The following is an 11,410-nucleotide window of genomic DNA, read 5'->3' as shown; positions in this document are numbered from 1 at the left end:
TAGTTAAGGCAATTTACTTACAACGATCAGGTTTTAATTCTTTATCGTTATATAGGCAAATCTGTTACTTATATTACGAGTAAATAACTGGTAAAGTTACGCTAATGGATTTTGTTACACGTCATTATCTTAATGATATAAAAGGTATTTCATGCTTGATGCTGTATGTTATGAAAAAAATATTTTAATTATAGATGGCATTCGCCAATCCCGAGAAATATTAAAGCAATTTGCTCAAAGTATTAATGCACTCCGTATTGATACAAGTCAGCACGCCCCAGATATTATTTCTAAATGCGAAAACATTGGCTACGATGTAATTTTACTCGGTTACGATTTAGGTGAAGACCGTAAGAATGGTCAACAAATATTAGAAGAGTTACGGGTTAAAAATTTAATATCACGTCATTGTACAATTATTATGATAACAGCAGAAATATCACAATCTATGGTATTAGCTGCTTTAGAACACAAACCTGATGATTACCTTACAAAACCCTATACTTTAGGTGAAATATCAACGCGTTTAGAGAAATGCCTACGAAAAAAGAAAGCAATGGCTCCAATTTATACGGCTATGGATAACAACAATTATAATGATGTTATTACCCTAGCTAATGCAATGGCAGAAAAAAATAATCTATATAAAAATGAATGTTTAGGTATTATTTCACGCCAATACTACGAACTTGAACAATATGATCTTGCAAAAGAAATTTATTTATCTTACGAAAATGAAGAAAACTGCCAATGGGCTGTTATAGGTTTAAGCAAAATCGCCATAATCAATAAAGACTATTTAACAGCAAAAAACTATTTAAATAAATTAATTGAAAGCTATCCCCATTATCTTTCTTCTTACGACTGGCTAGCAAAAACTTATCAATTACTAGAGGAACCTATAGAGGCTGAACGTATACTAGAAAAAGCCATTGGCATTTCGCCTAGATCAGTTCCTCGTCTGAAAAAATACGCTGAACAGTGCTTAGCTAATCAAAACTTCGAAAAAGCAACTAATGCTTATAAAAACACACATGATTTAGCCTATCACTCTATTCATCGGAAACCAGAAAATACAATTAATTTTGCAGAAGCACTTTTAGAATATGCCGATCAACTCTCGACTTATCAAATTAAGCAACTCAACACCAAGGTGTTTAATGCATTAAAAAAAATGACACGAGACTTTAAACAACCAGAACTTAAAGTAATCTCATTGTTATTAACCTCTCGTTTGCATGATAAAGTTAAAGATTTTTCATTATCCTTAACAGCATTAACCGAAGCAGAAAGATTACTCAAAAAAGAAAGCGATAATTATTCAGCAAAAGGTACGTTATCAATAGCCAAATACTTAATATCACTTAATAAAAAAGAAATGGGCAAAAACCTAATTAACGCGCTAGCTGAATCAAACCCTGACGATACTGAATTAATGCTAGAGATATCAAAAATTATTGAGCAACCCATCAGTGACAAAAATAAAGCAGAAGCACAGATTGCATTAGAAATTGGTACTAATCTTTACCGAACAGGCCATTACAAATTAGCTATTGATAAATTAACTCAAGCATTAACACTATTCCCTTATCATATAGGAATAAAATTAAATCTTTACCAAGCCATTATTGTTTCAATTGAACACTTAACAGCTAGAGATAAAGACATAATCAAAGCGAAACTCCTAACAAGAGAGTTTAATCAATTATCAGTCAATTCAGAATCGTACTTTAGATATCAGAAATTAAAAAAGAAATATGATGAAGCAATAGAAAAAGAAGCTTAAACAACAATTAATACCAAACGCATTAATGAATTGACCTATTTTATACGAAGAATAAATTGTCAAATACACAAGTTCACCGTTTCAGACCGAACCTAAGCATCTACGTCATATAGGTGAGGCATTTATTTTAATAAGAAGTGTTCTAATTATTAAATAACAATGTAATTGGCCATTAAGGCAAGTATAAATAATGAATGGGTTATTGCGATTGGTATAATATGGCTAAGAAAAAATGGTGGAGGGAGGTGGATTCGAACCACCGAAGGCTGAGCCGTCAGATTTACAGTCTGATCCCTTTGGCCACTCGGGAACCCCTCCACGGGGTAACCTATTACTAGGTTGAAATAGGCGTTTAGCAATGTCCTACTCTCACATGGGAACTCCCACACTACCATCGGCGCTAATGCATTTCACTTCTGAGTTCGGAATGGGATCAGGTGGGTCTACATCGCTATTGTCGCTAAACAAAACTTTAGAATTTAACAAACTTAAGAAATTTACTAAATTCTAGAGTTTAAAAGCCCGTCACATCAGTAACGGGCTTTTAGTATTAGAAGCCTAGCAATGTCCTACTCTCACATGGGAACTCCCACACTACCATCGGCGCTAATGCATTTCACTTCTGAGTTCGGAATGGGATCAGGTGGGTCTACATCGCTATTGTCGCTAGACAAAAAAGGTCAATCTTGAAAGCCTTTCAACAAAAAATTATTTTCATTGAACTATAAATACGTTTTAATCTCTTATTCGCACATGTGTACGTGTCACTCATAGAGTGTGTCAAACTTCATACAAAACTATTTAGGTGTTGTATGGTTAAGCCTCACGGGCAATTAGTATCAGTTAGCTCAAGGCCTCACAACCCTTACACACCTGACCTATCAACGTTGTAGTCTCCAACGACCCTTTAGGGAGCTTAAAGCTCCAGTGAGAACTCATCTCAAAGCCTGTTTCCCGCTTAGATGCTTTCAGCGGTTATCAGTTCCGAACGTAGCTACCGGGCAATGCTATTGGCATAACAACCCGAACACCAGCGGTTCGTCCACTCCGGTCCTCTCGTACTAGGAGCAGCCCTCTTCAATTCTCAAACGCCCACGGCAGATAGGGACCGAACTGTCTCACGACGTTCTAAACCCAGCTCGCGTACCACTTTAAATGGCGAACAGCCATACCCTTGGGACCGACTTCAGCCCCAGGATGTGATGAGCCGACATCGAGGTGCCAAACACCGCCGTCGATATGAACTCTTGGGCGGTATCAGCCTGTTATCCCCGGAGTACCTTTTATCCGTTGAGCGATGGCCCTTCCATACAGAACCACCGGATCACTATGACCTACTTTCGTACCTGCTCGACGTGTCTGTCTCGCAGTTAAGCTGGCTTATGCCATTGCACTAACCGTACGATGTCCGACCGTACTTAGCCAACCTTCGTGCTCCTCCGTTACTCTTTGGGAGGAGACCGCCCCAGTCAAACTACCCACCAGACAGTGTCCCCAAGCCCGATGAGGGCCCTAGGTTAGAACATCACGCATACAAGGGTGGTATTTCAAGGTTGGCTCCAACACATCTGGCGACGCATCTTCAAAGCCTCCCACCTATCCTACACATGTAGGAGCAATGTTCACTGTCAAGCTATAGTAAAGGTTCACGGGGTCTTTCCGTCTAGCCGCGGGTATACGGCATCTTAACCGCAATTTCAATTTCACTGAGTCTCGGGTGGAGACAGTGTGGCCATGATTACGCCATTCGTGCAGGTCGGAACTTACCCGACAAGGAATTTCGCTACCTTAGGACCGTTATAGTTACGGCCGCCGTTTACCGGGGCTTCGATCATGAGCTTCGCAGAGCTAACCCAATCAATTAACCTTCCGGCACCGGGCAGGCGTCACACCGTATACGTCATCTTTCGATTTTGCACAGTGCTGTGTTTTTAATAAACAGTTCCAGCCACCTGGTTACTTCGACTCTCCTGTGCTTACTCCGCAAGGGATTCACACCAGAGAGCGTACCTTCTCCCGAAGTTACGGTACTATTTTGCCTAGTTCCTTCACCCGAGTTCTCTCAAGCGCCTTAGTATTCTCTACCTAACCACCTGTGTCGGTTTGGGGTACGGTTCCTATATATCTGAAGCTTAGAAGCTTTTCCTGGAAGCATGGCATCAATGACTTCATCTCCGTAGAGACTCGTCTCGACTCTCAGTGTTAACAGCAACCCGGATTTACCTAAGTCACCCACCTACAATCTTTCACACGGACTACCAACGCCGTGCTCACCTAGCCTACTCCGTCCCTCCTTCGCAATATATAGAAGTACAGAAATATTAATCTGTTTCCCATCGACTACGCGTTTCCGCCTCGCCTTAGGGGCCGACTTACCCTGCCCTGATTAACATGGGACAGGAAACCTTGGTCTTTCGGCGGGGGAGTTTTTCACTCCCCTTATCGTTACTCATGTCAGCATTCGCACTTCTGATACCTCCAGCATGCTTTACAACACACCTTCAACGGCTTACAGAACGCTCCCCTACCACTTGAACCTAAGTTCAAATCCGCAGCTTCGGTGACTAGTTTAGCCCCGTTACATCTTCCGCGCAGACCGACTCGACTAGTGAGCTATTACGCTTTCTTTAAAGGATGGCTGCTTCTAAGCCAACCTCCTAGCTGTCTATGCCTTTCCACATCGTTTCCCACTTAACTAGTACTTTGGGACCTTAGCTGGCGGTCTGGGTTGTTTCCCTCTTCACAACGGACGTTAGCACCCGTAGTGTGTCTCCCGCATATCACTCATTGGTATTCGGAGTTTGCAAAGGGTTGGTAAGTCGGGATGACCCCCTAGCCTTAACAGTGCTCTACCCCCAATGGTGTTCGTGCGAGGCTCTACCTAAATAGATTTCGGGGAGAACCAGCTATCTCCCGGCTTGATTAGCCTTTCACTCCGACCCACAAGTCATCACCGCATTTTTCAACATACGTGTGTTCGGTCCTCCAGTTGATGTTACTCAACCTTCAACCTGCCCATGGGTAGATCGCCGGGTTTCGGGTCTATACCTTGCAACTAAACGCGCAGTTAACACTCGCTTTCGCTACGGCTCCCCTATTCGGTTAACCTTGCTACAAAATATAAGTCGCTGACCCATTATACAAAAGGTACGCAGTCACCCGACTAAATCGGGCTCCCACTGCTTGTACGTATGCGGTTTCAGGTTCTATTTCACTCCCCTCACAGGGGTTCTTTTCGCCTTTCCCTCACGGTACTGGTTCACTATCGGTCAGTTAGGAGTATTTAGCCTTGGAGGATGGTCCCCCCATGTTCAGTCAACGTTTCACGTGTGCCGACCTACTCGATTTCATGGTAAGTTTATTTTCGTGTACGGGGCTATCACCCTGTATCGCTCTACTTTCCAGTAGATTCCACTAACTTACAAACCACTTAAGGGCTAATTCGCGTTCGCTCGCCGCTACTAACGAAATCTCGGTTGATTTCTTTTCCTCGGGGTACTTAGATGTTTCAGTTCTCCCGGTTCGCCTCGCTACCCTATGTATTCAGGTAGCGATACCCGCCTTACGACGGGTGGGTTTCCCCATTCGGATATCTTTGGCTATAACGGTTTTTATCACCTCACCAAAGCTTTTCGCAGATTAACACGTCCTTCATCGCCTCTAACTGCCAAGGCATCCACCACATACGCTTAGTCACTTAACCATACAACCCTAAATAGTCTCGAAAGAATATTAAGTACACCGTGGTGACTAAACCACAGTAATTGTAAAGTCTGACATTTTCACGCACACATTGTGTGTCTTGAATAAGAGTTGATAACAGTTCCTTATAAATAAGAAGCTTGTTATCGGGTTGATCACATTTCCGAGGAGGAAACATGACCACCATCATCACTTCCCGATAAAAGAAGTAACAATAGCTTGGTATTTATACGTTACAAACAACAGCGCGACACCGTTGAGTGCTATATAAATACCGGTATTTATATCAGCTTTCCAGATTGTTAAAGAACTTAATCTCAGCACGCATTCGGCTAAAATTTTGGTTTGACCCCCACGGATGGAGGAAAACCCGAGAAACGTACGGAACGTTTCCGGTAAAAAACCAAACTTAATGTGTTCACTTAGAACAAGTTAAGTTTGGTCTCTTTCTTTTGAAGAAAAAGTGGTGGAGCTAAGCAGGATCGAACTGCTGACCTCCTGCGTGCAAGGCAGGCGCTCTCCCAGCTGAGCTATAGCCCCATATTTTATGAGGTGTGCACTTCTTCTATTTCGTTATCAGGCAATTTGTGTGAACACTCTTGGTACAGGATGTACCTGTGTCGATTAGCCACGGATGGCAAATAATCGACCTAAATAAATCTTATACCCATTAAAACGTTTTACTTCAAGATAAGGAGGTGATCCAACCCCAGGTTCCCCTAGGGTTACCTTGTTACGACTTCACCCCAGTCATGAATCACAAAGTGGTGACCGTCCTCCCGAAGGTTAAACTAGCCACTTCTTTTGCAACCCACTCCCATGGTGTGACGGGCGGTGTGTACAAGGCCCGGGAACGTATTCACCGTAGCATTCTGATCTACGATTACTAGCGATTCCGACTTCATGGAGTCGAGTTGCAGACTCCAATCCGGACTACGACAAGCTTTGTGGGATTCGCTCCACCTCGCGGTATTGCTGCCCTCTGTACTTGCCATTGTAGCACGTGTGTAGCCCATCCCGTAAGGGCCATGATGACTTGACGTCGTCCCCACCTTCCTCCGGTTTATCACCGGCAGTCTCCTTAGAGTTCTCGCCATTACGCGCTAGCAAATAAGGATAGGGGTTGCGCTCGTTGCGGGACTTAACCCAACATTTCACAACACGAGCTGACGACAGCCATGCAGCACCTGTCACTACTTTCCCGAAGGCACGAAACCATCTCTGGTAACTTAGTAGGATGTCAAGGGATGGTAAGGTTCTTCGCGTTGCATCGAATTAAACCACATGCTCCACCGCTTGTGCGGGCCCCCGTCAATTCATTTGAGTTTTAACCTTGCGGCCGTACTCCCCAGGCGGTCAACTTAGCGCGTTAGCTACGCCACCCACAGATCAAGTCTACAGACGGCTAGTTGACATCGTTTACGGCGTGGACTACCAGGGTATCTAATCCTGTTTGCTCCCCACGCTTTCGTGCCTCAGTGTCAGTATTTGTCCAGGTAGCCGCCTTCGCCACTGATGTTCCTTCCAATCTCTACGCATTTCACCGCTACACTGGAAATTCCACTACCCTCTACAATACTCTAGCTTGCCAGTTCAAAATGCAGTTCCCAGGTTGAGCCCGGGGCTTTCACATCTTGCTTAACAAACCACCTACGCACGCTTTACGCCCAGTAATTCCGATTAACGCTTGCACCCCTCGTATTACCGCGGCTGCTGGCACGAAGTTAGCCGGTGCTTCTTCTGCGAGTAACGTCACAGATGCAGAGTATTAGTCTACACCCTTTCCTCCTCGCTGAAAGTGCTTTACAACCCGAAGGCCTTCTTCACACACGCGGCATGGCTGCATCAGGCTTTCGCCCATTGTGCAATATTCCCCACTGCTGCCTCCCGTAGGAGTCTGGGCCGTGTCTCAGTCCCAGTGTGGCTGATCATCCTCTCAAACCAGCTAGAGATCGTCGCCTTGGTAAGCCTTTACCTTACCAACTAGCTAATCTCACTTGGGCTAATCAAATGGCGAAAGGTTCCGAAGAATCCCCTCCTTTGGTCCGTAGACATTATGCGGTATTAGCAGTCGTTTCCAACTGTTGTCCCCCACCATTAGGCATATTCCCAAGCATTACTCACCCGTCCGCCGCTCGACGCCGAATAGCAAGCTATTCTCGTTTCCGCTCGACTTGCATGTGTTAAGCCTGCCGCCAGCGTTCAATCTGAGCCATGATCAAACTCTTCAATTATAAATCGTTTGTGCATCTTGCGATGCTGCTCAATGAATTCTGTCGTGTTACCAACCGAAGTCAGTAACTACATAAAACGTACAATTTGATAAATCAAATTATACTTTTTTGTGTGACATCAACATAAGCTGTTTTACGTCTTTCTTATTACCTAAGTAATAAAACCGACTATGTAAAATCAATCTTAATGTGAGTGTTCACACAAATTGCATGATAACTAATTTTTAAAGAAAGACTTCTTTTTATAAAAGAAGCAAGAGGTTAATCGCATTCGTTAAGCTCTTGTGCTGCAGGCCTTGCCTGAAGCGAGATGCGCATTCTACGCGTCTCAGTTTTGATGTCAACAACTTTTTGAAATTCTTTTTAAAAGATTTTAAAAGTTATCTTTCGTTTAATTCGCAATTAAGCCTAACTAAACCTATCAAAACGTCCACTTCGCTGTCCTTATTCAGTGAACTCAGTATTTCCTATACTTACCTTCTCTGGGTTTCCCTGAAGAAGTGGAGCGCATTTTAGAGATTTTTGAGGTGACGTCAACACTTATTTTGAAAAAACTTTCCGTTTGCTGGATTTTCACACAGACGTTGGTTTTATTGTGTTATTTACCAACATTTAGTGTATTTAAAGAGCTATTTGTCAGTGGTATACATGACTTGATATACGTTAACTGTTTTCTTATTTTTGCTTTTTACGTTATTTTTATGGTTCTTTGTTAAAATAAACAAAATTAAAATTGGAAAATCGACTTAATATGAACACGATTAACATTAGATCCTTTAAAAACATCTCTCCTACTTTTGGTAAAAACACTTATATTGATACTTCCGCTGTTCTTATAGGTGATATATCAATTGGTGATGATGTGAGTATTTGGCCATTAGTGGCTATAAGAGGTGATGTAAATTCTATTTCTATTGGTAATAGATCAAACGTACAAGATGGTTCTGTATTACATGTAACTCATAAAAATAAAAGTAATCCGGATGGCTACCCTTTAATTATTGGTGAAGACGTTACTATTGGCCATAAATGCATGTTGCATGGCTGTACGGTAGGCAATCGTATATTGGTTGGTATGGGTGCAATAATTATGGACGGTGTAATAATTGAAGATGATGTTTTTATAGGTGCTGGAACTTTAGTACCTCCAAACAAAATATTAAAGAGTGGTTATTTATATGTTGGTAATCCAATGAAACAAGCACGAAAGTTAACTGATGCTGAATTTCAGTTCCTTAAAAAATCAGCTGATAACTATGTTGGCTTTAAAAATGAATACTTAGATGAAGAAGCATAGAAATAGAAAGTAATTCGCTATTTTTTGTACATATTATTTAATCGTAATTTCTACTGTATTATTATTTGGCTCGTTTTCTTCGAGCCATTCCTCTATTTCATATTCCCAATCAAATTTAATAGCTTGTGTCAGCTCATTAGATGAAACACGGCTATTAATTATAATAACGACTTTTTCTCCAGACAACATGGCTGTACATTGCCAATGTTGTTTGTTGTGATTAAATTCATAATCGTCATTAATTATAATAGCTTGATTCATTTATTGATTTAACTCTTTGCGTAATTCGTTTAATACCTTGCTAGTTTCTGGGCGAACACCACGCCAAAGATAAAAACTCTCAGCAGCTTGCCCTACTAACATACCTAAACCATCAATTATCTGTTTAGCATTCTGCTTAGTCGCCATTTGCAAAAAAGGTGTTAGGTTTTTACCGTAGGTCATATCGTAACAAACCGTATTAGTGCTTATGAGACTTTCCGAAATAGGTACACTATTTCCTGACAGCCCTGCCGATGTTGCATTAATAATAAGATCAAATTTTTGTTTATTAGCTTCTTCAAACGACATAGCTGTTATAGGTTGGTTTGTATATTGTTGTACTATTGCATCTGCTTTCGACACGGTTCTATTAGCAATAGTTAAATGTTTAGGTTTTTGATTCAATAAAGGTAAAACAACGCCTTTTGAAGCGCCACCAGCCCCTAAGAGTAAAATTCGACTATTTTCTAACTGAACGTTATGAGATAACAGATCATTTACTAAACCAACACCATCGGTAGTATCACCATAAATTTTCCCAATTTTAAAGGTTAAGGTGTTTACTGCCCCTGAGAATTTAGCGTGTTCAGATAATTCATCACACATTGCCATGGCTTCTTCTTTAAAAGGAGCAGTCACATTGGCCCCCTTACCTCCTTCTTTAATAAAAAGCTTAACCGTTTTCTCAAACTCGCCTAATTCTGCTAGCTGACTTTTATATTCAATGTTCTGATTTGTTTCTTTTGCAAAGGCTGTATGTATAAATGGAGATTTAGATTGTTTTATTGGGTTACCGTAAACGAGATAGTGATCCATAGTAGATTCTATTTAATGCTATTTTTTTTAGCTTAAATCAGATCCAATAAAAAAGCATCGACTTATCGATGCTTTTTTAGATGAAATTGCTTTATTAAAAGTGTGTAGTTAAAATTTATACCCTAGCATTATTGAATAAACCATAGGATCCACATCTATTGTTGCCTTACCTATACTCTGGCCACCTACGTCAAAAGTCGCATCGGTAGATATATCAATATAACGAGCAGAAGCATTAATATGGAAGTTATCATTAATTAAGTAATCAACACCTAATTGGTATGACAACCCAAAAGATCCCTCTAATTCTAAATTACTTAAACCTAAACTTTTTGGTGCATCTTCAAATTGTTCGTCAAAAAATATGGTGTAGTTAACTCCCAGGCCAACATAAGGCTTAAAAGCTGATTGGTTTTCAATATAATAAAGTACGCTAATGGTCGGTGGTAATTGTGTAACTTCACCTAACTTTGCTCCATCAACATTAAGTACAGCGTTTTTATCATGAATAGTTACATCATGCGTAAAAGGTGTTGCAGCTAACACTTCAACGGCTATATTAGCATTATAGAAATATAAAAAATTCAAACCTAACTGCGAATTATCATCAACCGTTAAGGTCATTGTTGAATCAGTATTGTTAAGTAAAATAGATGTATGATCACTGCTCGGATTTACATTTGTAATACCGCCCCTGATAACTATATCACCTGATTGATAATCGGCAGCATATGTAGATGAGGAAAGTATGGTAAGAAGCGTAAGCGTTAAGATATTTTTTTTCATGGTGATTCCCTTTAAATTAATAAAGTAATTTTAAAGAGAATAGTTAAATAGAATTTTGATTTAGCTCAACTTATTCTATTGATAACACTAAAGTATCCGATTAAAGAATTAAATTCTGATCTAAATCAACTTAGTACAATATACTGATGAATTTTATAACCCCAAACCATCAGGAAAAATAATATGGCAACAAACACTGCAGCAGAAGCAATGTCTTTTGCACGACCGCTGAGCTCGTGATGTTCTAAACCAACCCTATCCACAACGGCTTCTATTGCAGAATTTAGAAGTTCAGTGACCATAATAAAAATAAGAGAAAATACTAATAAAAAGAGTTCAACAAAACTTGCACTGATCAACCAAGCGATTGGCGATAATATTAGAAATAAGAAAACTTCTTGTCTAAAAGCGATTTCATTTTTATAGGCTGAGAGTAAACCCGCAATACTATTTTTAATTGCAGGTAAAATTCTTTCAATATGACCTAATGTATTTTTGTCTGGCATGAAAACGCTCTATTTGCATTTA

Annotated in this window: 6 protein-coding genes, 2 tRNA genes and 4 rRNA genes; 2 read left to right on the top strand and 10 right to left on the bottom strand. The window is 40.6% G+C overall.

What is annotated here, in order from left to right; all coding sequences use genetic code 11:
• Positions 1-151: 151 nt before the first annotated feature.
• On the top strand, positions 152-1,786 hold the full coding sequence (locus tag ACM9HF_RS13705; protein WP_473609623.1) for a response regulator: 1,635 nt from the start codon (positions 152-154) through the stop codon (positions 1,784-1,786).
• A 233-nt stretch (positions 1,787-2,019) separates the two neighbouring features.
• Here ACM9HF_RS13705 and ACM9HF_RS13700 read toward each other — a convergent pair.
• The 6 genes from ACM9HF_RS13700 to ACM9HF_RS13675 all read right to left on the bottom strand — a co-directional run bounded on the left by ACM9HF_RS13700 (position 2,020) and on the right by ACM9HF_RS13675 (position 7,722).
• Positions 2,020-2,104: transfer RNA gene (locus ACM9HF_RS13700), tRNA-Tyr, on the bottom strand.
• 32 nt (positions 2,105-2,136) lie between these two features.
• A 5S ribosomal RNA gene (rrf, locus tag ACM9HF_RS13695) occupies positions 2,137-2,251 on the bottom strand.
• A gap of 91 nt (positions 2,252-2,342) precedes the next feature.
• Positions 2,343-2,457 (bottom strand): 5S ribosomal RNA (gene rrf / locus ACM9HF_RS13690).
• A gap of 141 nt (positions 2,458-2,598) precedes the next feature.
• Positions 2,599-5,489, bottom strand: a 23S ribosomal RNA gene (locus ACM9HF_RS13685).
• Between the two features lie 463 nt (positions 5,490-5,952).
• Positions 5,953-6,028: transfer RNA gene (locus ACM9HF_RS13680), tRNA-Ala, on the bottom strand.
• A 151-nt stretch (positions 6,029-6,179) separates the two neighbouring features.
• Positions 6,180-7,722 (bottom strand): 16S ribosomal RNA (locus ACM9HF_RS13675).
• Together the 16S, 23S and 5S rRNA genes with 2 tRNA genes alongside form the textbook arrangement of a ribosomal RNA operon.
• A gap of 751 nt (positions 7,723-8,473) precedes the next feature.
• Between ACM9HF_RS13675 and ACM9HF_RS13670 the strand changes: the two genes are divergently transcribed.
• Positions 8,474-9,019: a gamma carbonic anhydrase family protein gene (locus ACM9HF_RS13670; RefSeq protein WP_473609619.1), complete on the top strand. Its 546-nt coding sequence runs from the start codon at positions 8,474-8,476 to the stop codon at positions 9,017-9,019.
• Positions 9,020-9,052: 33 nt separating this feature from the next.
• Here ACM9HF_RS13670 and ACM9HF_RS13665 read toward each other — a convergent pair whose 3' ends face one another.
• The 4 genes from ACM9HF_RS13665 to ACM9HF_RS13650 all read right to left on the bottom strand — a co-directional run bounded on the left by ACM9HF_RS13665 (position 9,053) and on the right by ACM9HF_RS13650 (position 11,388).
• Entirely contained in the window at positions 9,053-9,280 is a 228-nt protein-coding gene (locus tag ACM9HF_RS13665) for a hypothetical protein (RefSeq protein WP_473609616.1), read from the bottom strand.
• Positions 9,281-10,096 (bottom strand): shikimate dehydrogenase, encoded by an 816-nt coding sequence (aroE, locus tag ACM9HF_RS13660; RefSeq protein ID WP_473609612.1) that lies wholly within the window; start codon positions 10,094-10,096, stop codon positions 9,281-9,283.
• Positions 10,097-10,204: 108 nt separating this feature from the next.
• Positions 10,205-10,882: an OmpW/AlkL family protein gene (locus ACM9HF_RS13655; protein WP_473609609.1), complete on the bottom strand. Its 678-nt coding sequence runs from the start codon at positions 10,880-10,882 to the stop codon at positions 10,205-10,207.
• Between the two features lie 125 nt (positions 10,883-11,007).
• Entirely contained in the window at positions 11,008-11,388 is a 381-nt protein-coding gene (locus ACM9HF_RS13650; RefSeq protein ID WP_473609606.1) for a diacylglycerol kinase, read from the bottom strand.
• Positions 11,389-11,410 lie beyond the last annotated feature (22 nt).

The sequence above is a fragment of the Colwellia sp. RE-S-Sl-9 genome (genome assembly GCF_048296855.1).
In the GTDB taxonomy this organism is placed as follows: Bacteria; Pseudomonadota; Gammaproteobacteria; order Enterobacterales; family Alteromonadaceae; genus Pseudocolwellia.
The sequence above is the reverse complement of the archived record's forward strand: the minus strand, read 5'-3'. Positions and strand labels throughout refer to the sequence as shown.